Raw genomic sequence first — 26,515 nt, forward strand, 5'->3', positions numbered from 1 at the left:
AAGCGCAGGCTCGGTCAATCCGGCCGCGGCGCCGCGCGGATCAGGAACAGCGCAGCCAGCGCTGACAGGCTGAGCGCGGACGAGACCATCAGCACCTTGGCGCCCATGACATCGATGAGCAGCCCGAAGGCCAGCGGCGCCACCGCCTGCGCCATTCGCGCCGGCGCGCCGATGATGCCGAGGCGGTAGCCAAAATCCTTCGGGCCGAAGATCGACAGTGGCAGCGTGCCACGCGCGATGGTGAGGATGCCGTTGCCGGAGCCGTGGAACAGCGCAAACGCGCTCGCCGCAGGAGCTCCAAAGATGGCGACGACGGCAGCTCCGATCGGATGGGTGAGGCAGGCGAGCCGCGTCGACCACAGCGGATGAAAGCGACTGAGAAAGCCTGCTTCGAGCAGGCGCGCGACCACTTGCGCCGGGCCGATCAGCGCGCCGGCCGCGATCGCCTCGACATGGGTCGCGCCCATGGTCTCCAGGATGCGCGGAAAATGCACGGCCATCGCGCCGGTGACGGTCCAGACCGCGGCGAAGACGAAGGCCAGCAGGATCATGGTGCGGTCGAGCGGAAGATGCGGTTTTTCCGCCGTCGAAGCCGCCTGCTTGGCGCCCTTGATCGCCGGAAGCATGAAGAAATTGAGCGGCAGGCCGATCAGGATGTTGGCGGCAGCCCAGGCGAAGCACGTGTCGCGCCAGCCGATATGGGCGAGCCCCCAGGCAGTGAGGGGCCAGCCGACGGTCGAGGCAAAGCCCGCCATCAGCGTGATGCCGGTGATGGGCCTGCGGGCTTCGGTGCCATAGATGCGGCCGATCGCGGCGAAAGCGGCATCATAGAGCCCCATCGCCATGCCGATGCCGAGCACGAGCCAGGCGAACGCCATCACCGGAACGGACTGCGACAATCCAAGGAGCACGAGGCCGGCGGCAATGGTCAGGTTCGAGACCGACAGCACCTGCCGCCCGCCGAAGAGATCGATCTGCCGCCCGATCCGCGGCCCCAGCATCGCGGAGATCACCAGCGAAGCCGAGAACGCGCCAAAGATCCAGTTGGTGGAGATGCCGAGATCGTGCGCCATCGGATCGGCGAGCAGGGCCGGCAAATAATAGCTGGAGGCCCAGGCCAGGGTCTGAGTCGTGCCGAGCGCCAGGATGATTGGAAGCTGGCGCCCGCTCATGTCGCCGTATGTCTGGTCGTCGGTGTCATCATTTGCATTTGCAGCCCGAGGCGCGGGCGCGTCAACAGCGTCCACGACATATTCGACCTGCTGCGGGCGGGAGCCTTGGTTGGGCGCGGCCTTCCGCTCGTCACGAAGGCACGCCATAATGGCGCATGCAATTGACCTCGCGCCTTGCGCTGATGAACTGGCTGGCCGGCCAGGGGCTCACCGGCCTGCCCGAACCCGAACTCTTGCGCGGCTTCTGCGAGCGCTGCCGAGCCGAAGGGCTGGAACTCTCGCGCGGGCTCGTCGTCATCGACACGCTGCATCCGATTTACGAGGGCCGCGCCTTCCGCTGGAGCGATACGCCGACCAACGAGAGCGACGTGGTCGAATACGGCTCGACCGCCGAGGGCGACGCGGCCAAGAACTGGCGCCGCTCGGTGTTTTATCATTTGCTCGAGCATGGCCACGACGAGATGGTGATCGACCTCGCCGACGCGCCCTCGCTCGATTTCTCGCAAATCGGCGACCTCGCCGAAACGGGTCACCGCCATTTCCTGGCTTTCGTGCACCGCTTCGGCGAGACCGGAGCGCTCGGGCAGATGGACTGCCTCTACTCCTCCTGGACCACGCGACGCGACGATGGCTTCACGGAAGCCGAACTCGCCGCGCTGCGCGATCTCGTGCCGGTGCTCGGACTCGCGATCAAGTCGGCGCAGCAGGTCGACATTGTGCGGACGCTGGGGCGCGTCTATCTCGGACGCGATGCGTCGGAGCAGGTCCTGCGCGGGCGCATTTCGCGCGGCGTCACCGAGCGCATCAATGCCGTGCTCTGGTATTCGGATCTGCGCGGCTCGACCGGGATCAGCGAGAGCATTGGGCCGGACGAGATCATCCCATTTCTCAACGACTATGCCCAGGCCGTGATCGACGCGATCCACGAGGCCGGCGGCGACGTGCTGAAGCTGATCGGCGACGGCGTGCTCGCGATGTTCTGGGGCGAGGACATGGCGGATGCGCGGCGGGCCGCGCTACGGGCCGAGCACCTGTTCCGCAAGAATATCGGGGCGCTGAATGAACGTCGGGCGGTGGAAGGCCGTCCGACGACGTCGGCCTATATCGGGCTGCATGTCGGCGAGGTCTTCTACGGCAATATCGGCAGCGAGGACCGGCTCGATTTCACCGTGGTGGGACCGACCGTCAACGAGGTCAGCCGCATCGCCTCGATGAGCCGCTCGGTCGACCGCGAACTGCTGGCCTCGGCAGAGTTCTACAAGGGCCTCGACGCCGCCGGCCGCCGCTACCTCGTCTCCACCGGTCGCTACGCGCTCCGCGGCATCGGCCGCGCGCAGGATCTCTACACGCTCGATCCCGAGGTCGACGCGAGCGAGCCGGTGACCGGGAGCTACGAGCGGTATCTGGCGAATTAGCACCGCGCAGCCACTTCGTCCCCCACCATGGCCGGCTGCCGATCCAGCGCTACCGCAGGCGACAGCCAAATGATGAGCGCCTGCACGGCGAACACGGCTGCTGCGAGGTAGAGGCACGCTTCCGCGCTGTAAAGGCCGCCGACGATGGCGCCGAGCGCCGAGCCGAGCGGGCGGGCGCCATAGCTCATGATGTTGATGGCGGAGACACGCCCGAGCAGGCGCGGCGGCGTCACCGACTGGCGCAAGGTCGTGGTCGAGATCACCCACAGGATCGGCCCGACGCCGAGCAGGAAGAAGCTGAGGCCCGCAAGCCACGGTGAGGGTACCAGCACCGTCAGCGCCATCACGGCAGCTGCGACGAAGCCGGTGACCGGGCCGAGGCCGACCACGGTGCCGAAGGCGATGCGCTTCATCACGCGCGTCGCAAACAGCGCGCCGATCACCATCCCGACGCCGTACATCGCCAGCACGGCGCCGACGCCGGCGGCGGTCAGGCCGAGATGGCGCACCGCGTAGGGCACGAACACCGCGATCTGCAGGAACCAGCCGGTGTTGAAGATGAATTGCGTGACGAACACCGGCCGCAGCAGCGGATGGTGAAACACGAAGGCCGCGCCCTCGCGGATGTCCTGGAACGGATGGCGCCGCGGCGCCGGTGCACGCGCCGGTTCATAAATGCCGGAGAGCAGCACCACGGCAATGGCCGAGAGCGCCGCGGCAAAGCCGAAGGCCGGGCTTGCGCCCCACCAGCCGACCAGCGCGCCGCCGAGCGCGGGCCCGCTTGCGAAGGCGATGGTGCGGGCAAGCTCGACGCGGGCATTCGCAGCCGGCAGCAGCTCCGCGCTCACCAGCGAGGGCACCAGGGCTGGCGCGGCCACGCTGTAGACGACCGTGCCGCAGACCGCGGCAAAGCCGAGCAACGCCAGCAGCGGCAGGTTGAGCGCGCCGAGCGCGAGTAGCAGCACGATCGTTGCCAGCGCCACCGCCCGCAGCGCCTCGGCGCCCGCCATCAGCGAGCGGCGGGAGATGCGATCGGCAAGCAGGCCGGCCGGAATGGCGAATAGGACGAAGGGTAGGGTGAGGGCGGTCTGGAGCAGGCCGGTCTGGCCCTCCGCCACGCCCAGCGTCAGCACGGCGACGATCGGGGCCGCGGCCAGCGCGATCTGCTCGGCCGACTGGGCCGCGAGGTTGGACCAGGCGAGACGGTTGAAGGTTTTTGGGAGGCGAGGCGGATTTGACATGGCGCACTTCCTGCAAAGTCGAGTAGCCGCCAATAGGCGCCTGTTGCGACGGCCAAACCCACCCGCTTCCCGACAGGGATGGGCACAACGGGAACCAACGCCGCTAGATGCAGTTGCAAATGAGTTGCAATAACGGGCGACATCGGTATTCTGCCAGCATGGATGCCCGATCGCCCGATCTGACCCAGGAACTGACCCAAGCCGGCTGGCGCGCCGACGCGCCGACCACCAAGAGCCTGGCCGAGGTGAACGCCACGGTCGCCATCCCTGCAGCGGGGGCGTGGTGGCGGCGGCTGCTGGCCTTCGTCGGCCCGGGCTACATGGTCTCGGTCGGCTACATGGACCCCGGCAACTGGGCGACCGATCTCGCCGGTGGATCGAAGTTCGGCTACACGCTGCTCTCGGTCATCCTGCTCTCGAACTTGATGGCGATCCTGCTGCAATCGCTGGCGGCACGGCTCGGCATCGTTACCGACCGCGACCTCGCGCAGGCCTGCCGCGCGACCTATTCGCCCGCGACGAACTTCATGCTCTGGCTCGCTTGCGAAGCAGCGATCATCGCCTGCGATCTCGCCGAGGTGATCGGCACCGCGATTGCGCTCAAGCTGCTGTTCGGCATTCCCCTGGTCGGCGGCGCGCTGATCGCTGCGCTGGACGCCTTTCTGCTTCTCATCCTGATGAATCGTGGCTTCCGTTTCCTCGAAGCCTTCGTCATCGCGCTGCTCGTCGTGATCGCAGTCTGTTTCACGGTCCAGCTTGCCGCGGCCGCGCCGCCGGTTGCCGAGATGTTGAGGGGATTTGTGCCGAAGACCGAGATCTTCACCAACCCCGAGATGCTTTACATCGCGATCGGCATCATCGGCGCAACGGTGATGCCGCATAATCTTTATCTGCACTCCTCGATCGTGCAGACGCGCGCCTACGAGCGCAACGACGAAGGGCGCCGCGAGGCGATCAAATGGGCGACGACGGACTCGACCATCGCGCTGATGCTGGCGTTGTTCATCAATGCCGCGATCCTCGTGGTCGCCGCCGCGACCTTCCACACGAGCGGCCATTCCGACGTCGCCGAGATCGGTCAGGCCTTTGAGCTGCTGTCGCCGCTGCTCGGTCTCGGCATCGCCTCGACATTGTTCGCGGTGGCGCTGCTGGCGTCAGGCCTCAACTCGACGGTGACGGCGACGCTGGCCGGCCAGATCGTGATGGAAGGCTTTCTCGATTTGCGCCTGCCGAGCTGGGCGCGCCGCCTTGTGACGCGCGGTATTGCGATCGTTCCGGTGATCATTGTCACCGCGATCTACGGCGAGCGCGGCACCGCGGATTTGCTGGTGTTCAGCCAGGTCGTGCTGTCGATGCAGCTGCCCTTCGCGGTCATCCCGCTGGTCCGCTTCGTCTCCGACCGCCGCAAGATGGGGCAGTTCGCGATTCCGGTCTCCGTCGCCGCGATCGCATGGATCGTCGCGGGCGTCATCGTGGTTCTGAACGTGAAGCTGCTGGTGGATACGCTGTTCGGGTGATGTCGCTACGGGGACCGTTCGGCTTAGCGGTAGATCACAGGAACGGATTGGTGATGCGAAGGCCTTCCTTCAACACCATCCCATGTTGGAAGTCTTCGGACAGCAATGTCTGGCATCCCGCGTGAAGCGCCGAGGCTGCGATCATCGCGTCGTAGGTCGCCATTCCATAACGTTCAGCGAGGCTCAGGCCGGTGTCATGAATATCCAACGTGACGGGGTGGATCGTCAGTAGACCACGCAACGAGTCCAGGAAAGTGTGCGTCTCTCGCCACGACAATTGCATTTTCCGGCGCGCTACGTTGGCAAGTTCGTTGAGGACCTGCACGCTGATCACGCCGCCGCCCGAAAGAGCTTGCTCGGCGCGATCAGCCTTCGTCGCGTCGCCTGACACGAGATAGGCGAGGACGTTGGTGTCGAAGAAGCTAGCGGGCATTCGCTTCTTCTCTGTCGAACTTGAAGTCGGCAGGAAGGCTGCCCCGAAGGGCACGAAGACGCTTTAGCAGCTCGGCACGGTCTGGCTTGCGCGCAACACTGAACTCCCGCTCCCCAGCAACGTGAATTTCGATCTCATCGCCTTCCTTCAGCCGAAGCGCTTCGACGACCGTGGCGGGAAGGCGGACTGCAAGGCTATTTCCCCATTTGGCGACTTGCATATGACTTGCCCTCTGTTAGATATACGTGACGATATATGTATATCTAACGTACAGGATGTCAAGGCCAATACTGGCAACCATGCGTCGCCTGCGCTGGCGACTTGCTTGTTGCGTAACCTCTTTTCATTGCCGACTAACACAGTCCAGACATGTGCCTGAACTTCCAGAGAGATGGCACATCCTGCGGATTGGCTTTCGGCACGTAACCCTGCAGCGTTGCCTTCGGTCCCTTCGATCTGTTTTCATCACGGCCGCATGAGATCGGACCGTCGTATACGCTCATGGTGACATAATAGAAATCGGGCAGGACCTTCTCGATTCTAACATCGGACTCGACGTCTGCATTGGGGCGTGTCCACGAATGGATGATCTTGCGCCCAGGTTCAGTCGTGTCGAATAAACGAGTATCCGGGGCAAAGAGATCGGCGATCTCGCCAACCTTATTGACCTGTTGTCCGTAGCCGTTGAGGAACTTCAGAAGCTTGGCTGGTGGAGGTTTGGCCTCGACGCAACGACCATAATGGTCTTTGTAGCCGGGATCGCAGGCATGGGCGCCGATGCTCGATGTCATGATTAGGGCGGGGAGTGCGACCAGGATGGAGAGTGCGGATGGCACGCGCGTGTTTCTGCTCGCCGCGCGACGTCGACCCACCGTCCCTCAATCCTGCGGCTCGGACGCCGCGTCGCCCTGCGCATCGATGCGCAGCCAGCCTGAGGGCGCGAGGCGCTGCTGCGGCAGGAAGCGGGCCTTGTAGTCCATCTTCTTGGAGCCCTCGATCCAGTAGCCGAGATAGACGTAAGGAAGCCCTTGCCGGCGGGCGCGTGCGATGTGGTCGAGGATCATGAAGGTGCCCATCGAGCGGCTGACCTGGCTCGGCTCGAAGAACGAATAGACCATCGACAGGCCGTCGCTGAGCACGTCGGTGAGCGCGACCGCGATCAACTCCTCGCCGCGGCCGGTGATGCCGCTGTCGGGGCCGCGTTTGCGGTACTCGATGATCCGGGTCTCGACATGGCTGTCCTCGACCATCATGGCGTAGTCGAGCACAGTCATGTCGGCCATGCCGCCATGGCGGTGGCGGGCATCGAGATAGGCGCGGAACACCGAATATTGCTCGGAGGTCGGGACTGCGCTGCGCTGCTCGCCGATGATGTCGGCGTTGCGTGCCATCACCTTGCGGAAGTTGCGGGAAGGGCGGAACTCGTTGGCGATGACGCGGACCGAGACGCAGGCCCGGCACTGGTCACAAGCCGGCCGGTAGGCGATCGACTGGCTGCGACGGAACCCGCCATGGGTCAGGAGGTCGTTGAGGTCGCCGGCGCGCTCACCCACGAGGTGCGTAAACACCTTGCGCTCATGGCGGCCCGGCAGATACGGGCAGGGGGACGGCGCCGTGAGGTAAAATTGTGGGGTGTCGCGCGAGTGCTGGGTCAAGGGACGTCGTGGGCCTCCGAAGTGAATGTCAGCATCGCGCTACGAAAGCTCCGGGTCAATCGGTCCGCTTGGCAGGTCAGGTCAGCCAGCTTAAGCGGACTTGGTTGATAGGTCCTTGATCAGTACGTCCTGGCCGCTTGCGGCACCGGTGCACGGACCGAGTTGTTGATCACGACCGTTCCCAGCACGAAATCGTGCAGCAGGCGCCGGCGGCCGTTGAACAGGCCGACCAGCACGACGAACGGCGACAGGAACGACACCGTCACCCAGAACAGCACGGCATGGGTGGCGCCGAGGACAAAGTAGCCGGGCGCGCCGTACCAGGTGCGCAATTCAAGGTCCATGATCCGCATCCCGATCGTCGCGGAGGAGGGACCGCCGATGCAGGCGCCATAATAGACGATGGCCCAGACCACGGAGGCGGGCCAGGCCAGCCAGAACAGCGCCCAGCCGATGCCGAGCGTGACCACGCCGAACACCGCGATGAAGATGTAGCCGAGGATGACCGGAACGGAGATCACGACCATGTCGATCAGGAACGCGAACACCCGCCGCGTCGCGACACCGCGGAACAGTTCCGGATGCAGATAGGGATCGTAGGCGTGAGCCGCGCCATCACTGCGCCAGGCGCCTGCACCACCCGAATCATAAGACATCGTCCGTCCTCCCAGGGAAAACTCCCGTGGCAGGACATGGGAACAGGCTATTCCCCTGCCAAGGGTGCGCAGAGGTTAACAAGCCGAAATATTCCGGCGATTCGGGGGCGGGGGAGGCGTCACGACGACGCGGGAGATACGCCCACCGGCTACGAGAGCTTATCCTTGGCTCCGCAGCTTCTCTGCCGCCTTCGGCGCAAAATAGCTGAGCACGCCGTCCGCGCCGGCGCGCTTGAAGGCCAAGAGGCTCTCCATCATCGCGCGGTCGCCATCGAGCCAGCCATTGTTGGCGGCGGCTGCGATCATCGCGTATTCGCCCGAGACTTGGTAGGCGAAGGTCGGCATCGCAAACGTGTCCTTCACGCGGCGGAGCACGTCGAGATAGGGCATGCCCGGCTTCACCATCACCATGTCGGCGCCTTCCGAGATGTCGAGCTCGACCTCGCGCAGCGCTTCGTCGGTGTTGGCGCTGTCCATCTGGTAGGTGCGCTTGTCGCCGGTCAGCGTCTTGGCCGAGCCGATCGCGTCGCGGAACGGGCCGTAGAAGGCGGAGGCGTATTTGGCCGCATAGGCCATGATCTGCACGTCGAGCAGACCGGTGCGGTCGAGTGCCTCGCGGATCGCCGCGACGCGGCCGTCCATCATGTCCGAGGGGGCAATGATGTCGCAGCCGGCTTCGGCCTGCACCAGCGCCTGACGCACCAGCACCGTGACCGTCTCGTCGTTCAAAATCTTGCCGTCGGCGATCAGGCCGTCATGGCCGTGGCTGGTGAAGGGATCGAGCGCGACATCGCAGAGGATGCCGAGATCGGGAAACTCCTTCTTGATCGCGCGCACCGCCTGGCAGACCAGATTGTTCGGGTTGGTCGCTTCCGAGCCTTCCTCGTCGCGCAAGGACGGGTCGGTGTAGGGAAATAGTGCAAGGCAAGGGATCGTCAGCTTCATGGCGCGCTCGGCCTCGCGCACGGCCTGATCGACGCTGAGACGCTCGACGCCGGGCATCGAGGCAATCTGCTCGCGCTTGTTGTTGCCGTCGATCAAAAACAGCGGCCAGATCAGGTCGTCGGTGGTGAGCACGTTCTCGCGCACCATGCGCCGGGCCCATTCGGCCTTGCGGTTGCGGCGCGGGCGGACGGTCAGATCGAGGGCATGGGGCACCACTGCACCAGTCCCGCGCGCGACCTCGCGCAGTTCGATCGGACGTCCGTATTTGATCGCCATCACTCTTCCTCCGGCTGGAATTATTCTTATACCAGCTCGCGTGGTTCCCGTCACCGCGGCTTGACCTGCCGCAAGGCAGAATCGAACTGAGCCGCGCTGCCGATTGATTTTGCGGGGCGAAACAGCCAGAAGGGGGCCATGTCCGAGATCTCCACCCGCGATGCGGCCCGCGACAGCGCCAATGCCAGGGACGCCGTCAGAGACAGCGCCCGCGACAGCGCGATGTCGGTTGCGGCGATCTCGTCGGAGCGGCCCGAGTCCGATGATAATGTCTGGACGCGCCGGCTGGTGCTGTTCCTGCGGGTGATGGCGCTGCTGTCGATCCTGAAGGGCCTCTATCACTGGGCGCAGGTGACGGGTTTCGTCGGCGGCGAGGACGAGGCGTTCGAGAACCAGTCGATGGCTTGGCAGGCCTCGACCATCTACTTCGCCGTGATTGAGCTCGTCGCCGCCGTCGGCCTCTGGCTCGCCACGCCCTGGGGCGCGGTGGTGTGGCTCACGACCGTGGTCTCGATGGCGGTGATCGAGCTGATGTTCCCCGGCATCTATGGCGGCAGCCTGGTCGTGGTCGGCGTCGAGGCCTTCATGCTCGCCGCCTATCTCGCGCTCGCCTGGATGGCCGCGCGCGAGCGGCCGCCATAGCGAACTCTCGTGCCCCGGACGCGACGCAGCGCGCCGCACTTCCGGCGTGATGCGTTGCAGAGCCGGGGCCCATGTCTCCACTACCTATGCTCCGGCTTCTTGGTCCCGGATCTTCGCTGCGCTCGTCCGGGACACGAGCGAAGTTGTCGCGACTTGGTTGACCACTCGTTGCGTAAAATTCGAGGTAACTTTTCATTGACCTGGCGATATCCGCCACAGCTCCTAAGCGTGCGTTTCGAAACGGGGCGGGGCTGTTCTGGAATGCGACAGAACGTGCGGACGGAGGGTGAACAGGACCTTGCGACGGTCAACAGAGGGTTGCGAAAAGCCCTTGTGGTACAGGCTTAATCCGCAATTCACTGTCTTAAATTCATGATCTCTTTATTCTCTTATTTAAGCCGATCTTCAAACGCCTCCCCTTAAGTTGCACCTATCAGACGGGACACAAGTTTCGTCGAATGAGTGTCGATAAAAACGACAACAGGGGAAGTGTCATGATGAAAGCCGTCGCAACTGCGGCAGATACCGCAGAGCGCGTTTCGGGCCCGCAGGGTTCGGTGCAGTCGCTCTATCTGGAAGCATTGACTCTGGTGGAGCGGTTGCATCGCCGTCTCCTCGACGTGATCAAGGACGAGTTCGATCGTCGTGGCCGCGCCGACATCAATTCCGTGCAGGCGCTCCTGCTCTATAACATCGGCGACAAGGAGCTGACCGCGGGCGAACTGCGCACGCGCGGTTACTATCTCGGCTCCAACGTCTCCTACAATCTGAAGAAGCTCGTCGAGCTCGGCTTCCTCGACCATCAGCGCTCGCGCGTCGATCGCCGCTCGGTGCGCATCCGCCTGACGCCGCAGGGCCAGGAAATCCGCCGCATCGTCGACTCACTCTACCAGAAGCATGTCAAGACCGTTGAACAGGTCGGCGGCATCTCGGGCGAGGAGTTCTCGACCCTCAACAAGTCGCTGCACCGCCTCGAGCGGTTCTGGACCGACCAGATCCTGTATCGGCTCTGAGCTTTCGAAGGGATTTGGCCAAGCCGGCCCATAACAAGACCGGCAAGCCTTCCCGAAAGCGTCTACCGAACGTGCCTGGACTTCCCCCAAGCGCGCTGGCCCGGCTTCTGCCCGGACCGGCGCGTTTTGTCGTCTCGCGGTTGCGAAAAAATCGACAGTCAGGCGGAACCAGTTCCCTGCCTTCCGGTTATTTCTCCGGATCGGAGGATGCGATGCTGGTCGAACGCGGGTTGCAGGCTACGAACGTCGAGCTCGTGAGCGATTCCTACGCGATCGCCGCGAATTACCTTCGCCGCTCCGGTGCGATCCCCGACACGCTCGTCACCAATGAGCGCCTGCTCGAGATCATCATCAAGCTGCTCCAGCAGGGCGAATTCAACAAGATCAGGCTGGCCAACAAGGCCATTGTCAGGTTCGAGGCGCAGTCCGGCGCCCGAGCCGCCTGATCAAAACTCCCGAAATCCCAGCGAACCAGAGGGGTGCCATGGAAGCCGCCATCGACCGCATCATGCAGACCTACGACCTGCTCGCCAACCGCACGTCCGCGGCGAGCGCAGAGGCGCGGGCCAAGGTGACCAACTACCTCAACACCTTGATGGAAGCCGGCGAGACGGACCCCCACAGGTTGACGGTGTGCGGCCTGACCTATCTGCGCCAGCTCGACGGCAGCGTGGACCCCGTGAAGGCGGGGTATACCGGGCTGTAGGGGGAAATCTGGCGGGCGCCAGCGCGCCATTTTGGGTCCGAATCGGACTCTTCTGGGATGATCGGATCGGTGCGGTTCCGGAGAGCCGTCCACGCTCCAAATCCTTCGATCCCCACCATATCTTGCATAAATGTCAGGCCCGACCCGCAACTACTTGGCCGGGGGCGGGCGATGTGGTAGATCGCGCTCGCCGCTTCCGATCACCACACCAGACCCGCCCGCAGCCCGCCAAAAGGCTGCGGCGGTGGAGATATTCGCAAGATGACCTTCGCCAAAACCGCCTCCGCGCCCGATTCGTTTTTCACCGCCTCGCTCGAGCAGGCCGACCCGGAAATCGCCGCCGCCATCAAGGGCGAGCTCGGCCGGCAGCGCCATGAAGTCGAGCTGATCGCCTCCGAGAACATCGTCAGCCGGGCCGTGCTGGAAGCGCAGGGCTCGGTGATGACCAACAAGTACGCAGAGGGTTATCCGGGCTCGCGCTACTACGGCGGTTGTGAGTGGGTTGACGTCGCCGAGAACCTCGCGATCGATCGCGCCAAGAAGCTGTTCGGCGCCAACTTCGCCAACGTGCAGCCGAACTCCGGCAGCCAGATGAACCAGGCGGTGTTCCTGGCGCTGCTCCAGCCCGGCGACACCTTCATGGGCCTCGACCTCGCGGCCGGCGGCCATCTCACCCACGGCTCGCCCGTCAACATGAGCGGCAAGTGGTTCAAGGCCGCGCACTACACCGTGCGCCGCGAGGACCAGATCATCGACATGGACGCGGTCGCCAGGCAGGCCGAAGAGGTCAAGCCGAAGCTGATCGTCGCCGGCGGCTCGGCCTATTCGCGCGCCTGGGACTTCAAGCGTTTCCGCGAGATCGCGGATTCGGTCGGCGCTTATCTGCTGGTCGACATGGCGCACTTCGCTGGCCTCGTTGCCGGCGGCGTGCATGCCTCGCCCGTGCCGCATGCCCACGTCACCACAACCACGACGCACAAGTCGCTGCGCGGTCCGCGCGGCGGCCTGATCCTCAGCAATGACGAGGTGCTCGCCAAGAAGCTCAACTCGGCGATCTTCCCGGGTCTGCAGGGCGGCCCGCTGATGCACGTGATCGCGGCCAAGGCGGTTGCCTTCGGCGAGGCACTGCGTCCGGACTTCAAGGTCTACGCGAAGAACGTCGTCGAGAACGCCAAGGCGCTGGCCGAGACGCTGAAGAGCCATGGCTTCGATATTGTCTCCGGCGGCACCGATAACCATCTGATGCTGGTTGACCTCAGGCCGAAGGGCCTGAAGGGCAACGTCTCGGAGAAGGCGCTGGTCCGCGCCGCCATCACCTGCAACAAGAACGGCATTCCGTTCGATCCCGAAAAGCCGTTCGTCACCTCGGGCCTGCGTCTCGGCACGCCCGCGGCGACGACCCGCGGCTTCGGCGTCGCCGAATTCCAGCAGGTTGGCGGCATGATCGCCGAGGTCCTCAACGCGATCGCGCAGTCCGACGACGGCAAGGCGCCGCTGGTCGAGGCCGCGATCAAGGAACGGGTCAAGGCGCTCACCGACCGGTTCCCGATCTATCAGTAAGGTCCAAGTAAACTGGTCAAGGTACACGGATGCGCTGCCCGAACTGCAACAGTCTCGATACGCAGGTAAAGGACTCGCGTCCGACCGAGGATTCCTCCGTCATCCGCAGGCGGCGCGTGTGTGTCCCCTGCAATTTTCGCTTCACCACCTTCGAGCGCGTGCAGCTGCGCGAGCTCACGGTGATCAAGCGCAACGGCCGCCGCGTGCCGTTCGACCGCGACAAGCTGATGCGTTCGGTGTCGATCAGCTTGCGCAAGCGGCAGGTCGAGCCGGAGCGGGTGGAGAAGATGGTCTCCACCATCGTGCGCGAGCTCGAGACCGGCGGCGAGGCCGAAATCTCCTCCGAGGTGATCGGCGAGACCGTGATGGAGCATCTGCGTACGCTCGACGACGTCGCCTATGTGCGCTTCGCCTCCGTCTACCGCAATTTCCGCGAGGCCAAGGATTTCGCCGACGTGCTCGGCGAGCTCTCCGGCGAGGAGGAAGCGCGGCTCGCCGCGATCCGCAAATGATCTTCCGTATCCTGGAGGATCAGTTCGCCGAGAAGATCCGCGAGACCAAGGACGCCGATCGCCGCTTCATGCAGCTTGCGCTGTCGTTGGGCCGGCGCGGGCAGGGGCGGACCTGGCCCAATCCAGCCGTCGGCGCCGTGATCGTCAGGGACGGTGTTATCGTCGGCCGTGGCTGGACGCAGCCCGGCGGACGGCCACATGCCGAGCCTGAGGCGTTACGACGGGCCGGCGAGGGGGGGCGCGGCGCCACGCTCTACGTCACGCTCGAGCCATGCTCGCATTTCGGCAAGTCGCCGCCTTGCGCCGACGCGGTGATCGCAGCCGGCATCAAACGCGTGGTGGCTGCGATCGAGGATCCCAATCCGGAAGTGGCGGGGCAGGGCCATGCGCGCCTGCGCGCGGCCGGCATCACCGTGGATGTCGGCCCGTGCGCCGCGGAGGCCGCGTTCGACCACGCCGGTCATTTCCGCCGCATCCGCGACAAGCGTCCCCATGTGATCCTGAAGCTCGCGGTTTCACCTGACGGCAAGATCGGCGCTGCCGGCGGCAAGCCGATCGCGATTACGGGCGAAGCTGTGCGCAACCGCGTGCATCTGTTGCGCGCCTCGTGCGATGCCATCCTGGTCGGCATCGGCACGGTGCTGGCGGACGATCCGCAGCTCAATTGCCGCCTCCCGGGCATGGAAGCGCGTTCTCCCGTGCGTGTCGTGCTCGACCAGAATTTGCGCATTCCGGCCGCGGGCCAGCTTGTTCATTCCGCGCGCGAGACGCCGCTCTGGGTCGTCAGCTCCGAACTCGCCGAAGCCGCCGCGGCGACACGCCTTGGCGCTGCCGGCACGCGGGTGATCCGCGTACCGCCGGGTAGAGGAGCCGGGCTCGACCTTCCGGCCGTTCTGCATGCGCTCGCCGAGAAGGGCATCACGCGGCTGATGGTCGAGGGCGGCAGCCGCGTTGCGGCATCGTTCGTGTCCGCCAACCTCGTCGACGAGATCTGGCTGTTCCGCGGAGCGGAAGAGGTTGGCGCGGACGGGGTCGATGCGCTCGATGCATTGCCCCTGTCGAAAATCACGCAGTCGCAGGCCTACAAGGTTCATGCTAGCGAGACATTCGGTCACGATACTCTCACCATCTACGAGCGCGCCTAACATGTTCACCGGCATTGTCACCGATATCGGCGAGATCGTCAGCTTCAAGCCCGTGGCGCAGGGCCAGCTGCACCGGCTGCGCATCGCCTGCAGCTACGATCGGACCACCATCGCCAATGGCGCCTCGATCGCCTGCAACGGCGTCTGCCTCACCGTCGTCGCCTCAGGCGTCGCTGAGGGCAAAACCTGGTTCGACGTCGATGCCGCCGCCGAGACGCTGGCGCTGACGACCGCGAAGCACTGGAAGCTCGGCACGCGGCTCAATCTCGAGCGTGCGCTCAAGATTGGCGACGAGCTCGGCGGCCACATCGTCGCCGGCCATGCCGACGGCATCGCAACCATCGTCAGCCGCGAGGACCTACCCGAGATGGCACGGTTCGAGCTCTCCACCACGCGGGAGCTGGCGCGCTTCATCGCCACCAAGGGCTCGATCACGCTCGACGGCGTCTCGCTGACGGTCAATACGGTGAAGGACGTGACCTTTTCGGTGCTGATTATCCCGCATACGCTTGATGTCACGACGATCGGCGGCTGGAAGGCGGGCACTGAGGTCAATATCGAGGTTGATTTGATGGCCCGCTATGCGGCGCGCCTGACGGAAATGACGGTTTAAAACTTGGCTTACCCGCCTGCGGCGACTACATAGCGCCGACCCCAGTAAACGGATTGAGACGATGGCAGACGCGCGGCGCGCACCCCTGAAGGACCAGACCGACATTTCCGGCGCACGTGCGCTGATTGTCGAGGCGCGGTTCTATGACGATCTCCAGGACGCGCTTCTGGACGGCGCGGTGGCCGAACTGAAGACGGCAGGCCTGACCCACGACGTCATCACGGTTCCCGGCGCGCTGGAGATCCCGGCGGCAGTGGCGATCGCGGTCGACGCGGCTGCGGCGAACGGCAAACCCTACGACGCGGTGGTCGCGCTCGGCTGCGTCATCCGCGGCGATACCATCCATTTCGAGATCGTCTCGCAGGAATCCTCGCGCGCGCTAATGGATCTTGCGGTGGTGCGAAAGCTGCCGCTCGGCAACGGCATTCTCACCGTCAACAATGAGGACCAAGCCTGGGCGCGGGCGCGCGCCAGCGAGCTCAACAAGGGCGGCGATGCCGCGCGCGCGGCGATCGCGATGCTCCGCATCAAGCGCCGCCTGGCGCGGGCCTGAGCCATGGCTGACACCAGGAAGCCGGCGGGGCTTACGGAGAAGAAAGCGAACCGGCGCGGTGCGGCACGGCTCGCGGCCGTCCAGGCGCTGTACCAGATGGACATCGCCGGCGCCGGCATCAACGACATCTTTGCGGAGTTCGAGAGCCACTGGCTCGGCAACGAGGTCGAGGGCGATACTTACCTGCCGGCGGAAGCCGCATTCTTCCGCGACGTCGTCTCCGGTGTCGTGCGCGACCAGAAGAAGCTCGACCCTCTGATCGACGAGGCATTATCGAAGGGTTGGCCGCTGAAGCGGATCGAGGCGATCCTGCGCGCGGTGTTGCGGGCAGGGGCCTATGAGCTCCAGCACCGCAAGGACGTGCCGGGCCGTGTCGTGGTCTCCGAATATGTCGACGTCGCCAATGCCTTCGTCGACCGCGAGGAGACCGGCATGGTCAACGCCGTGCTCGACCAGATCGGCCGCCAGTTTCGCGGTGATGAGTTCGGGCGGGGGTAGGACAAGACGCAGGGCGGTGAACTGATGCGATGCTGCTGCCCCATACTCCGGTGTCATGCCCCGCGAAGGCGGGGCATCCAGTACGCCGCGGCCTATCGATTTCATACGAACGTCTCTGGAATACTGGATCGCCCGGTCAAGCCGGGCGATGACAGCGGTATGTGGGGTTGACGCTGATGACCACTCCGCACAGTCCCTCCGCCGAAGACTCCCTCATCGCGCGCTACTTCAAGCCGCTGGCGACCGATCCCGGTGCGTTCGGGCTGGTCGATGACGCCGCGATCCTGTCCTCGTCCGGCGACGACATCGTCGTCACCACCGATGCCGTGGTCGAGGGCGTGCATTATCTCGCCACCGATCCGCCCGATACCATCGCGCGCAAGGCGCTGCGGGTGAACCTGTCCGATCTTGCCGCCAAGGGGGCTGCGCCCGCGGGCTTCGTGCTGACTCTGGCGCTGCGCAGCAAGGAGGATGCCTGGCTCAGGCCGTTTGCGGATGCGCTCGGCGAGGACGCCGAGAGCTTCGCCTGCCCGCTGCTCGGTGGCGACACGGTGTCGACACCGGGACCGCAGATGATCTCGATCACCGCCTTCGGCCGCGTGCCGAGGGGGCGGATGGTTGGCCGCACCGGCGCAAGGCCGGGCGACGTTCTTTTGGTGACGGGGACGATCGGCGATGCCGCGCTCGGTCTCGACGTGCTCACCGGCGGCGCGGTGGCCACAGCGCTGGCATCCGATCCAGCTGCAAGAGAAGCGCTGATCTCGCGCTATCGGATCCCTCAGCCGCGCAATGTGCTGGCGCAGTCGGTGCGCGACCACGCGACAGCGGCGATGGACGTGTCCGACGGGCTCGCCGGCGACCTGACGAAACTCTGCGCGGCGTCCGGCGTCTCCGCCACGGTCAACGTGGCGAGCGTGCCGCTCTCGGCCGCGGCGGCAGGCCTGGTCGCGCGCAGCGCCATTTGCGTTGAGACGCTGCTTGCCGGGGGCGACGATTACGAGGTGCTGTGCACGGTCCCGCCGGAACAGAGCGATGCGCTGATGGAAGCGGGGCGGGCGGTCGGCCTGGCCGTCACCGCGATCGGCACCATCGTCGCGGGCCATGAGCGGCCGCGTTTCCTGGACGGGCAGGGCCAGGAGTTGGCCTTGAAGCGTCTGTCCTACAGCCACTTCTAGCAATTGCGCCGGGCCGGCGGCCGGGCGCGCGGGATTAGGTCTAAATACTTGCCGAGATCGGCTTTTTCGGCCTCATCCGGCGTTGCACCCTCAATTTGATTTTGGCAAGCTTGTGACCGACCAGGGCCACACCTTCTGCGAGGGGCGGCCCTGTTCAACATAAGGGCGCCGTACCGCTTGACGGAAAAACAAAAGGCGCCGGGGGTACGTACATCAAGGATCTGAGGCAAAAATCACATGACAGCATTATGGTTGATTGTGCTCTGCGGAGTACTTTCCGTCGTCTACGCGATTTGGGCGACGTCTTCGGTGTTGAGTGCGGATGCGGGGTCACCGCGCATGCAGGAGATCGCGGGAGCTGTGCGTGAAGGCGCACAAGCGTATCTCCGGCGCCAGTACACCACGATCGGCATCGTCGGCATCGTCATCTTCGTGCTGCTTGCCTATTTCCTTGGGCTCTATGTCGCGATCGGCTTTTTGATCGGCGCCATCCTGTCGGGGGCGGCCGGCTTCATCGGCATGAACGTCTCGGTCCGCGCCAATGTGCGCACCGCCCAGGCCGCGACGACGTCGCTCGCCGGCGGCCTCGAGCTCGCCTTCAAGGCGGGTGCGATCACCGGCATGCTGGTGGCGGGTCTCGCGCTGCTCGGCGTGACGCTCTATTTCGGCTTCCTGGTCCACTCGCTGAAGCTCGCGCCCGATAGCCGCACCGTGGTCGACGCCCTGGTGGCGCTCGGGTTCGGCGCGTCTCTGATCTCGATCTTCGCCCGTCTCGGCGGCGGCATCTTCACCAAGGGTGCGGACGTCGGCGGCGATCTCGTCGGCAAGGTCGAAGCGGGCATTCCCGAGGACGATCCGCGCAACCCGGCCACGATCGCCGACAACGTCGGTGACAACGTCGGTGACTGCGCCGGCATGGCCGCCGATTTGTTCGAGACCTATGCTGTGACCGCGGTCGCAACCATGGTGCTCGCGGCGATCTTCTTCGCCAAGACGCCGATCCTCTCCGACATGATGACGCTGCCGCTCGCCATCGGCGGCATCTGCATCATCACCTCGATCATCGGCACGTTCTTCGTCAAGCTCGGGCCGAGCCAGTCGATCATGGGCGCGCTCTACAAGGGCCTGATCGCAACCGGCATCCTGTCGCTGATCGGAATCGCCGGCGTGATCTACTACCTGATCGGCTTCGGCAAGCTCGACGGCGTCGACTACACCGGCATGTCGCTGTTCGAATGCGGAATCGTCGGCCTCGTCGTCACCGCGTTGATCATCTGGATCACCGAATACTACACCGGCACAGACTATCGCCCGGTGAAGTCGATCGCGGCGGCGTCGGTGACCGGCCATGGCACCAACGTGATCCAGGGCCTTGCGATCTCGATGGAAGCGACCGCGCTGCCCGCGCTCGTCATCATCGCCGGCATCCTGGTCACCTACAGCCTCGCCGGCCTGTTCGGCATCGCGATCGCGACCGCCACCATGCTGGCGCTGGCCGGCATGGTTGTCGCGCTCGACGCCTTCGGTCCGGTGACGGACAACGCCGGCGGCATCGCCGAGATGGCGGGCCTGCCGAAGGAAGTGCGCAAGTCGACCGACGCGCTCGACGCGGTCGGCAACACCACCAAGGCGGTGACCAAGGGCTACGCGATCGGCTCAGCCGGTCTCGGCGCGCTGGTGCTGTTTGCGGCCTACAACCAGGACCTCAAGTTCTTCGTTGCAGACTCCGCGCACCATCCTTACTTCGCCGGCGTCAATCCGGACTTCTCGCTGAACAATCCCTACGTCGTGGTGGGCCTTCTGTTCGGCGGCCTGCTGCCGTACCTGTTCGGTGCGATGGGCATGACGGCGGTCGGCCGCGCGGCCGGCGCGATCGTGGAAGAGGTGCGTCGCCAGTTCCGCGAGAAGCCGGGCATCATGCAGGGCACCGACAAGCCGGACTACGGCAAGGCGGTCGACCTGCTCACCAAGGCGGCGATCAAGGAGATGATCATCCCCTCGCTGCTTCCGGTGCTGTCGCCGATCGTCGTCTACTTCCTGATCTACGCCATCGCGGGCGGCGGCGTCGCCGGCAAGTCGGCGGCGTTCTCGGCGGTCGGCGCGATGCTGCTCGGCGTGATCGTGACGGGCCTGTTCGTCGCGATCTCCATGACCTCGGGCGGCGGCGCTTGGGACAACGCCAAGAAGTACATCGAGGACGGCCATTATGGCGGCAAGGGCAGTGATGCCCACAAGTCGGCCGTGACCGGCGACACCGTCGGCGATCCCTACAAGGACACGGCGGGCCCGGCGGTGAACCCGATGATCAAGATCACGAATATCGTGGCGCTGTTGCTGCTGGCGGTTTTGGCGCACTGAGCCGCAAACGACACAAGCCAAAACCCCGCGGCGCGAGCCGCGGGGTTTTTGTTCCTGGTGGCAGCGCAAGGCTACTGCACATCCATCTGCAGGCCTTCCTTCAGGATGATGCCGGCGAACTTCTTCGTCTCCGCGTCCACGAAATCCGCGAATTGCTGCGGCGTGCCGTAGTCGGCGCGGGCGCCCATGGCGGTGATCTGCTTCTTCATGTCGTCGCGCTCCAGCATCGCCTTGACCTGCAGATTGAGCGCCTCGAGCACGGGGGCCGGGACGCCCTTCGGCAGAAACACCGAGAACCATGACGACACATCGAAGTTCGCAAGCTCCGGCGCGCACTCGCGCATGGTCGGCAGGTTCGGTGCGAGATCGCTCCGCTCGGTCGTGGTGACGCAGAGGCCGTTGAGCGTGCCGTTCTGAACCTGCGGCAGGCTCGGATAGAGATTGTCGAACAGGATCTGAATGTCGCCGGCAAGCGCGGCCTGAAGCGCAGGCCCGGCGCCACGGAACGGGATGTGCGTCATCTTCAGCCCGGTGAGCTGGAGGAACCAGGCGCCGGTGAGGTGAGGGCTCTGGCCGACGCCGGAGGAGGCGTAGCTGAGCTTGTCCGGATTAGCCTTGAGAAAGGCAATCAGCTCGGCGACCGACTTGATGCCGGTCTTCGGATGCGCCGACACGATGTTCGGGATCCGGATCATGTTGGACACCGGCTGGAGCTGGTCCGGCTTGTAGCCGAGGTTCTTGAAGATGCTGTAGGCGATCGCGTTCGGCCCGGGATTGCCGATCAGGATGGTGTGACCGTCGGCCTTGGATCGAACGACTTCGGCCGTTCCGATCGTGCCACCGCCGCCCGAGCGATTCTCCACCACCGCGGTCTGGCCCCAGGCGGACTGGAGATGGGCCGCGAGCAGCCGCCCCATCACGTCGGTCGAGCCGCCGGCTGCAGCCGGCACGATGACGCGGATGTTCTCGGTCGGCTTCCAGTCCGCAAGACTCGACCGCGGCAGGATGGCTGCGGCCGACAGACCGGCGGCACCGGCGAGCACGCGACGGCGAGACAGAACTTTGTTGGGCACGAATCCACTCCCTGCTTCTTGTTTTGCAGAGAGCGTATGGAACCCGGCGTGCAACGGCAAGTCGCATTGGGCGGCGGGCGGAGAGCGGCACGACGCCGCAGGCCGAAATGTCAGCTCACGATCTCAGTTGAAACTGAGCAGCTTGAACAGCGGCGCGAGGTAGCTCATCTCCTGACCCGAGGTCGGCGTGGTTCGGCTGATGGAGTCGAAGATCTTGCCGTCCTGGAGGCCGTAATTCGCAAGGCGGCGCACGCGCCGATTCTTGTCGAAATAGACGGCGATCACGCGCTGGTCGACCACCTTCTGGTTCATGAAGGCGACCATGCGCTCCGAGCGCTGCGAGATGTAGTAAAACACTTCACCGTCCAGCGTCGCGACCGTGGAGGGCGTGCCCATCACGATCAGCACCTGGTCCTGGCTCGCGCCGATCGGAATCTGCTCGAGTGCGCCGGGCGGCAGGATGTAGCCCTTCTGGAATTGCTCGCCGGTGCATCCCGCGAGGGCGCCACCGACCAGAGCCACGGCCGCAAGCATGCGCAAGCCGCGCCAGCGTGCATAAAGGCCGCGCCGCTTGTCTGCGCGCAGGCCGGTCTGGTTCGTTATCGTCATAGCGGAACTGATTCCGTCCCCTTGCGTCGCGCGAGGCGCTGAAGTACCGGGCGGAGGCTCTGAATGCAACTCGCGCGCGCCCGCTTGCGGAAACCACAATGCTTTGGCCGTTCAATCACTTCAGGAAACCCCGGCTAGCCCCGGCCGGCACCATTGAGGCCATCTATGGCATGATCGTGACGCAGGCGCGAGAACCCATATTTTACCGGGACTTGGGCGTGCCGGATACGGTTAATGGCCGTTTCGACCTGTTGCTGCTGCACCTCTGGCTGTTGCTGCGGCGCTTAAGGACCGCGCAGGGCGGGGTGGAGCTGTCGCAGGCCCTGTTCGACCGCTTCTGCGAGGACATGGACGACAATCTGCGCGAAATGGGCGTAGGCGACCAGACCGTCCCGAAGCGGATGCGGGCCTTCGGCGAGGCCTTTTACGGCCGGGTCCAGGCTTACGACCAGGCGATCGACACCGGCGCCGAGGGGCTGGCGCAGGCGATCTGCAAGAATATCTTGAACGGCGTCGGGCTGGATCAGGCGCGGCGACTGGCTGCTTACGCAGAGGTCGCGAATGCGGGTCTCGGTCAGATCGACGATCCCGCGCTACTGCTCGGATCCTTCAAATTTCCCGCACCGCCTCGCGAGGATGGAACGTTATGAGCCGACCTTTAGCCGCAACTGAGCCCGACCCCTGGCGCGCGCCTGTGACCGTTGCGCACATTCCCGACACCGGCTTGCACCGTGAGCTGGACGCCTCGGCCGCGGAGCGACAGGCGATGGCGGGTCTTGCGGGCGTGCACGACATTCTGTCGGCTCAGGCCACCTTTGACGTCGTGCCGAAGAGTGGCGGCCGGCTCCAGGTCACCGGCCGTGTTCGTGCCCGGGTTGGCCAGACCTGCGTGGTCACGCTCGATCCGATCGAGAGCGAGATCGACGAGGAGATCGATCTGACCTTTGCGCCAGAGGCCAAGACGCGACGGTTGGAAGACCTGATCGAGGAAGGGCAGGACGGCGAGGAGCCGACGGAGGTCGCCGATCCGGCGGAGGCCATCGTCAACGGAATCATCGATCTCGGCCGTATCGCGACCGACGCGCTGTTCCTGGCCATCGATCCTTATCCCCGCAAGCCCGGGGCCGTGTTCGAGGCGGAGGTCACCGCACTCGACCCCAAGGACCATCCGTTCGCGGCGCTGGAGGCGCTCCAGGGGAATAAGCAGGGCAAGAAGAAAGACAAATAGCTGGGCATTCCCCGTAACACCGCTGTGCTACGGGGGCGTGAGGTGTTTGCGGCGCTGGTTTGAAAGATCACTCCAGCTATTTGATATTTAAGTTGTTTTTGTGAATTCGAGTATCCGCTAGCGGATCGCCCTTAATCCAAAAGGCTGGGGGCAAGAGGTTGTTTCGGGATAACAAAACGCTATTGTCCCGCCCGGTCCGGGTGCGGCGTGGCGCTTGGCCGGTCGCCATGTCCATGGCGAACCCATTTCGCGGTCCCGCTAGCGGCGGACGACCGCGCCAGACCAGGTTTCCGGGATTTTGATGCCAAGCAAGGTTCGTATTGCGCTTGACGCCATGGGGGGCGACGTCGGCGCCCCTGTCGTCATTCCAGGCGCGGCCGTCTCGCTCGGCAGGCATCCCGAGACCGAGTTCCTGCTGGTCGGGGACCGCGCCAGGATCGAGCCCGAGCTCGACCGCCACCCCAGGCTCAAGGCCGCTTCCCGGATCATTCATACCGACGTTGCCGTCAGCGGCGAGGACAAGCCGAGCCAGGCACTGCGCCGCGGCCGCAAGACCTCCTCGATGTGGCTTGCCATCGACGCGGTGAAGAAGGGGGAGGCGGATGTTGCCGTTTCCGCCGGTAATACCGGCGCGCTGATGGCGATGGCGCGCTTCCATCTGCGCACGCTGCCTGGCATCGACCGCCCCGCGATCACCGCAGTGTGGCCGACCATGCGCGGCTCGTCAGTCGTGCTCGATCTCGGCGCCACGATCGGCGGCGATGCGCGCCATCTGGTGGCGCTCGCAGTGATGGGCGCAGCAATGGCAAGCGTAGTGTTCGGCAAGAAGCGCCCGACGGTCGGCCTGCTCAACATCGGGACCGAGGAGATCAAGGGGCACGAGGAGATCCGCGAGGCCGGTGAAACCCTGCGCGCGATGAACCTGCCGGAACTCGATTACATTGGCTTCGTCGAGGGCGACGGTATCGGCAAGGGGCTGGCCGATGTGATCGTGACCGAGGGCTACAGCGGCAACATCGCGCTCAAGGCCGCCGAAGGAACCGCGCGCCAGATGGCGGACTTGCTTCGGAACGAGATTCAGCGGAGCTGGCTCTCCAGGCTCGGTTATCTCTTTGCCCGCAATGCCTTCCAGGCCCTGCGCGACAAGATGGACCCGAACAAGTCGAACGGTGGCGTGCTGCTCGGGTTGAACGGGCTCGTGGTCAAGAGCCATGGCGGGATCAACGCCGAAGGCTTTGCCTATGCGATCGATGTTGGATATGACATGGCCAAATTCGATCTTCTGAACAAGATCAATCAGATGCTCAACCGCGATGGAGGCGCGCTCGGTTCCGCGCCAACCGCGCCGGAGGATGTTTCGTGACCAAGATTCGTTCGGTCGTGCTGGGCTGCGGCTCCTATCTGCCGGAGCAGGTGATGACCAACGCCCAATTGGCGACGCGCATCGACACGTCCGACGAGTGGATCGTGCAGCGGACCGGCATCCGCGAGCGCCACATCGCCGCCGATGGCGAGTTCACTTCGCACCTCGCGATCAAGGCGGCGCAGGCCGCGCTCGCCGATGCGGGGCTGGGCGCGCAGTCGATTGACCTGATCGTGCTCGCGACCTCGACGCCGGACAACACGTTCCCTGCGACTGCGGTTGCTGTGCAGCACGCGCTCGGCATCAATCACGGCGCGGCCTTCGACCTCCAGGCGGTGTGCTCGGGCTTCCTGTTCGCGCTTGCGACTGCCGATAATTTTCTGCGCTCTGGCGCCTTCAAGCGCGCCTTGGTCATCGGTGCCGAGACCTTCTCGCGCATCCTCGACTGGAACGACCGCGGCACCTGCGTGCTGTTCGGCGACGGCGCCGGCGCGGTCGTGCTGGAGGCGCAGGAGCAGCCGGGCAAAGCTGCAACCGACCGCGGCGTGGTGACCACGCATCTGCGCTCCGATGGCCGCCACAAGGCAAAGCTGTTCGTCGACGGCGGGCCGTCCTCGACCCAGACGGTGGGCCATTTGCGCATGGAAGGCCGCGAGGTCTTCAAGCATGCGGTCGGCATGATCACCGACGTCATCGTCGATGCCTTCGAGGCGACCGGGCTCAATGCCGACAGCATCGACTGGTTCGTGCCGCACCAGGCCAACAAGCGAATCATCGACGCCTCCGCCCACAAGCTCCATATCGCGCCGGAGAAGGTGGTGCTGACGGTGGACCGTCACGGCAACACCTCCGCCGCCTCGATCCCGCTGGCGCTGTCGGTGGCGCGCAAGGACGGCCGCATCAAGCGCGGCGACATGATTCTCATGGAGGCGATGGGCGGCGGCTTCACCTGGGGCTCCGCGCTGGTGCGCTGGTAAAGCCACATTCGATAAAATTTTGCCGGAATTGGCCGCGATTATCGATGCGTCTGCATTGATGAGCGGTGTTGACCGCTGTAACGTAAGCTCATAATTTCAGACGACAATTGTTCGCCGTGATGTGGGGCAGGGCGATGACCGATACAAGTAAAACCGTAACGCGTGTTGATCTCTGTGAGGCCGTCTACCAGAAGGTGGGGCTGTCGCGCACGGAATCGTCCGCCTTCGTGGAACTCGTGCTGAAGGAGATCACCGACTGCCTTGAGAAGGGCGAGACGGTGAAATTGTCCTCGTTCGGCTCCTTCATGGTTCGCAAGAAGGGCCAGCGCATCGGCCGCAACCCGAAGACCGGCACCGAGGTGCCGATCTCGCCGCGCCGGGTGATGGTGTTCAAGCCATCGGCGATCCTGAAACAGCGGATCAACGCCCAGCACCGCACCAATGGCGACGCCAGCAAGGCTCAACCCGAGGCGTAAGCCGCCCCGCGCGAAGGATTTGGCATTTGGACAAGGCGCCGGATGCGTTCCGAACCATCAGCGAAGTAGCGCAGGAACTCGACATTCCGCAGCACGTGCTGCGGTTCTGGGAGACGCGATTCTCCCAGATCAAGCCGATGAAGCGCAGCGGCGGTCGCCGCTATTACCGCCCGGACGACGTCGATCTGCTCAAGGGCATCCGCCGTCTGCTCTACGGCGAGGGCTACACCATCCGCGGGGTGCAGCGGATCCTGAAGGAGCACGGCGTCAAATCGGTGCAGGGCCTGGCTGACGGCTCGGCCGCGGTCTCGTTCGGGGCCATCGAGGACGCCATCGGGGCAAGCCTGGTGGAGCCGGACGACGAGGCGCCCATCAAAGGCGTCACTGAAGCCGACGAAAACGACTACCAGGGCGACGAAGAGGAGGGCATCGACTTCCGCTTCGCGGAGGTCGACGACGAGGACATCCTCACCACCTTCCGCAAAGGCGGCACCCCCGCCGGGCCCGCCGGCCCCAGTGCGCTGGATCGCGAGCGGCTCGGACGGGTGCTCGCCGACCTCGTTGCCTGCCGGGAGATGCTCGATCAGGCGCTGAAGGACGGCTGAGGCGGTTTCCGTCCTCTTTGCGGTCGGTTCCGGGGGCTTTGGGCGAAGACGCCAAAATGGTGTGGCTCGCCTTGCGCAAAGCAGCGATCCTAGCTAATG

General features: G+C 64.9%; 30 protein-coding genes. 20 read left to right on the forward strand and 10 right to left on the reverse strand.

Translation table 11 applies throughout. From position 1 onward, the window contains the following. Positions 1-14: 14 nt before the first annotated feature. Positions 15-1,172, reverse strand: coding sequence for an MFS transporter (locus ABID58_RS11250; RefSeq protein ID WP_354032678.1), 1,158 nt, complete (start codon positions 1,170-1,172; stop codon positions 15-17). A gap of 155 nt (positions 1,173-1,327) precedes the next feature. Here ABID58_RS11250 and ABID58_RS11255 point away from each other — a divergent pair, with 155 nt between their 5' ends. Next, positions 1,328-2,587, forward strand: coding sequence for an adenylate/guanylate cyclase domain-containing protein (locus ABID58_RS11255; RefSeq protein WP_148753509.1), 1,260 nt, complete (start codon positions 1,328-1,330; stop codon positions 2,585-2,587). Here ABID58_RS11255 and ABID58_RS11260 read toward each other — a convergent pair. Further along, a complete protein-coding gene (locus ABID58_RS11260) occupies positions 2,584-3,828 on the reverse strand; it encodes an MFS transporter (protein ID WP_354032679.1) in 1,245 nt (414 codons plus the stop codon). The genes ABID58_RS11255 and ABID58_RS11260 overlap by 4 nt on opposite strands. 158 nt (positions 3,829-3,986) lie before the next feature. On the opposite strand from ABID58_RS11260, the gene ABID58_RS11265 reads away from it, so the two are divergent. Then, positions 3,987-5,345, forward strand: coding sequence for an Nramp family divalent metal transporter (locus tag ABID58_RS11265; protein WP_354032680.1), 1,359 nt, complete (start codon positions 3,987-3,989; stop codon positions 5,343-5,345). Between the two features lie 34 nt (positions 5,346-5,379). On the opposite strand, the gene ABID58_RS11270 is transcribed toward ABID58_RS11265, so the two are convergent. From ABID58_RS11270 to hemB, 6 genes are all read right to left on the reverse strand, one after another. Then, the gene (locus tag ABID58_RS11270; protein ID WP_354032681.1) at positions 5,380-5,778 is read right to left on the reverse strand and encodes a PIN domain-containing protein; all 399 of its coding nucleotides are present in this window, start codon (positions 5,776-5,778) and stop codon (positions 5,380-5,382) included. Further along, positions 5,768-5,998, reverse strand: coding sequence for an AbrB/MazE/SpoVT family DNA-binding domain-containing protein (locus tag ABID58_RS11275; protein ID WP_354032682.1), 231 nt, complete (start codon positions 5,996-5,998; stop codon positions 5,768-5,770). The genes ABID58_RS11270 and ABID58_RS11275 overlap by 11 nt, the downstream gene beginning before the upstream one ends. A gap of 133 nt (positions 5,999-6,131) precedes the next feature. Next, on the reverse strand, positions 6,132-6,614 hold the full coding sequence (locus ABID58_RS11280) for a hypothetical protein (protein WP_354032683.1): 483 nt from the start codon (positions 6,612-6,614) through the stop codon (positions 6,132-6,134). Between the two features lie 42 nt (positions 6,615-6,656). Beyond that, positions 6,657-7,433, reverse strand: a complete 777-nt coding sequence (locus ABID58_RS11285; protein ID WP_027529977.1) for an arginyltransferase — start codon at positions 7,431-7,433, stop codon at positions 6,657-6,659. A 119-nt stretch (positions 7,434-7,552) separates the two neighbouring features. Continuing rightward, complete coding sequence (locus tag ABID58_RS11290; RefSeq protein ID WP_354032684.1) at positions 7,553-8,089, reverse strand: RDD family protein; 537 nt, start codon at positions 8,087-8,089, stop codon at positions 7,553-7,555. A gap of 159 nt (positions 8,090-8,248) precedes the next feature. After that, positions 8,249-9,310: a porphobilinogen synthase gene (hemB, locus tag ABID58_RS11295; protein WP_354032685.1), complete on the reverse strand. Its 1,062-nt coding sequence runs from the start codon at positions 9,308-9,310 to the stop codon at positions 8,249-8,251. A 138-nt stretch (positions 9,311-9,448) separates the two neighbouring features. Between hemB and ABID58_RS11300 the strand changes: the two genes are divergently transcribed. The 12 genes from ABID58_RS11300 (at position 9,449) to ABID58_RS11355 (ending at position 20,085) form a co-directional block, all read left to right on the forward strand. Next, on the forward strand, positions 9,449-9,952 hold the full coding sequence (locus ABID58_RS11300; protein WP_148753514.1) for a DUF6163 family protein: 504 nt from the start codon (positions 9,449-9,451) through the stop codon (positions 9,950-9,952). 494 nt (positions 9,953-10,446) lie between these two features. Continuing rightward, positions 10,447-10,965, forward strand: a complete 519-nt coding sequence (gene ldtR, locus ABID58_RS11305) for a transcriptional regulator LdtR (protein ID WP_148753515.1) — start codon at positions 10,447-10,449, stop codon at positions 10,963-10,965. A gap of 212 nt (positions 10,966-11,177) precedes the next feature. Beyond that, the gene (locus ABID58_RS11310) at positions 11,178-11,411 is read left to right on the forward strand and encodes a hypothetical protein (protein WP_148753837.1); all 234 of its coding nucleotides are present in this window, start codon (positions 11,178-11,180) and stop codon (positions 11,409-11,411) included. Positions 11,412-11,449: 38 nt separating this feature from the next. Then, positions 11,450-11,671, forward strand: coding sequence for a hypothetical protein (locus ABID58_RS11315; RefSeq protein WP_148753516.1), 222 nt, complete (start codon positions 11,450-11,452; stop codon positions 11,669-11,671). Positions 11,672-11,932: 261 nt separating this feature from the next. After that, a complete protein-coding gene (gene glyA, locus ABID58_RS11320) occupies positions 11,933-13,231 on the forward strand; it encodes a serine hydroxymethyltransferase (RefSeq protein ID WP_354032686.1) in 1,299 nt (432 codons plus the stop codon). Between the two features lie 29 nt (positions 13,232-13,260). Then, entirely contained in the window at positions 13,261-13,743 is a 483-nt protein-coding gene (gene nrdR / locus ABID58_RS11325; RefSeq protein WP_148753518.1) for a transcriptional regulator NrdR, read from the forward strand. Then, positions 13,740-14,888 (forward strand): bifunctional diaminohydroxyphosphoribosylaminopyrimidine deaminase/5-amino-6-(5-phosphoribosylamino)uracil reductase RibD, encoded by a 1,149-nt coding sequence (ribD, locus tag ABID58_RS11330; RefSeq protein ID WP_354032687.1) that lies wholly within the window; start codon positions 13,740-13,742, stop codon positions 14,886-14,888. Before nrdR ends, ribD begins: the two co-directional genes overlap by 4 nt. Before the next feature lies 1 nt (position 14,889). Further along, on the forward strand, positions 14,890-15,501 hold the full coding sequence (locus ABID58_RS11335; protein WP_354032688.1) for a riboflavin synthase: 612 nt from the start codon (positions 14,890-14,892) through the stop codon (positions 15,499-15,501). A gap of 61 nt (positions 15,502-15,562) precedes the next feature. Next, positions 15,563-16,054 (forward strand): 6,7-dimethyl-8-ribityllumazine synthase, encoded by a 492-nt coding sequence (ribH, locus tag ABID58_RS11340; protein ID WP_148753521.1) that lies wholly within the window; start codon positions 15,563-15,565, stop codon positions 16,052-16,054. A gap of 3 nt (positions 16,055-16,057) precedes the next feature. After that, on the forward strand, positions 16,058-16,552 hold the full coding sequence (nusB, locus tag ABID58_RS11345; RefSeq protein ID WP_148753522.1) for a transcription antitermination factor NusB: 495 nt from the start codon (positions 16,058-16,060) through the stop codon (positions 16,550-16,552). A 176-nt stretch (positions 16,553-16,728) separates the two neighbouring features. Beyond that, positions 16,729-17,727 carry a thiamine-phosphate kinase gene (thiL, locus tag ABID58_RS11350; protein WP_354032689.1) on the forward strand — a complete coding sequence of 333 codons (999 nt, stop codon included), beginning with the start codon at positions 16,729-16,731 and terminating at the stop codon, positions 17,725-17,727. A gap of 237 nt (positions 17,728-17,964) precedes the next feature. Then, entirely contained in the window at positions 17,965-20,085 is a 2,121-nt protein-coding gene (locus tag ABID58_RS11355) for a sodium-translocating pyrophosphatase (protein WP_354032690.1), read from the forward strand. Positions 20,086-20,156: 71 nt separating this feature from the next. Here the strand turns inward: ABID58_RS11355 and ABID58_RS11360 are convergent, their stop codons facing one another. Continuing rightward, positions 20,157-21,158, reverse strand: coding sequence for a Bug family tripartite tricarboxylate transporter substrate binding protein (locus ABID58_RS11360; RefSeq protein WP_354032691.1), 1,002 nt, complete (start codon positions 21,156-21,158; stop codon positions 20,157-20,159). A 123-nt stretch (positions 21,159-21,281) separates the two neighbouring features. Beyond that, on the reverse strand, positions 21,282-21,767 hold the full coding sequence (locus ABID58_RS11365) for an outer membrane protein assembly factor BamE (RefSeq protein WP_354032692.1): 486 nt from the start codon (positions 21,765-21,767) through the stop codon (positions 21,282-21,284). A gap of 98 nt (positions 21,768-21,865) precedes the next feature. Between ABID58_RS11365 and ABID58_RS11370 the strand changes: the two genes are divergently transcribed. The 6 genes from ABID58_RS11370 (at position 21,866) to ABID58_RS11395 (ending at position 26,416) form a co-directional block, all read left to right on the forward strand. Then, positions 21,866-22,417 (forward strand): ubiquinol-cytochrome C chaperone family protein, encoded by a 552-nt coding sequence (locus tag ABID58_RS11370; RefSeq protein ID WP_354032693.1) that lies wholly within the window; start codon positions 21,866-21,868, stop codon positions 22,415-22,417. Then, on the forward strand, positions 22,414-22,995 hold the full coding sequence (locus ABID58_RS11375) for a YceD family protein (RefSeq protein WP_354032694.1): 582 nt from the start codon (positions 22,414-22,416) through the stop codon (positions 22,993-22,995). Before ABID58_RS11370 ends, ABID58_RS11375 begins: the two co-directional genes overlap by 4 nt. Positions 22,996-23,296: 301 nt before the next feature. Continuing rightward, complete coding sequence (gene plsX, locus ABID58_RS11380) at positions 23,297-24,358, forward strand: phosphate acyltransferase PlsX (protein ID WP_148753529.1); 1,062 nt, start codon at positions 23,297-23,299, stop codon at positions 24,356-24,358. Beyond that, entirely contained in the window at positions 24,355-25,335 is a 981-nt protein-coding gene (locus ABID58_RS11385) for a beta-ketoacyl-ACP synthase III (protein WP_148753530.1), read from the forward strand. Before plsX ends, ABID58_RS11385 begins: the two co-directional genes overlap by 4 nt. Positions 25,336-25,469: 134 nt before the next feature. Beyond that, positions 25,470-25,811, forward strand: coding sequence for an integration host factor subunit alpha (locus ABID58_RS11390; protein WP_177243187.1), 342 nt, complete (start codon positions 25,470-25,472; stop codon positions 25,809-25,811). Positions 25,812-25,837: 26 nt separating this feature from the next. Beyond that, positions 25,838-26,416, forward strand: a complete 579-nt coding sequence (locus ABID58_RS11395) for a MerR family transcriptional regulator (RefSeq protein WP_148753531.1) — start codon at positions 25,838-25,840, stop codon at positions 26,414-26,416. The last annotated feature ends 99 nt before the right edge of the window (positions 26,417-26,515 follow it).

It is taken from the genome of Bradyrhizobium sp. S3.2.6 (assembly GCF_040546885.1).
In the GTDB taxonomy this organism is placed as follows: Bacteria; Pseudomonadota; Alphaproteobacteria; order Rhizobiales; family Xanthobacteraceae; genus Bradyrhizobium; species Bradyrhizobium cytisi.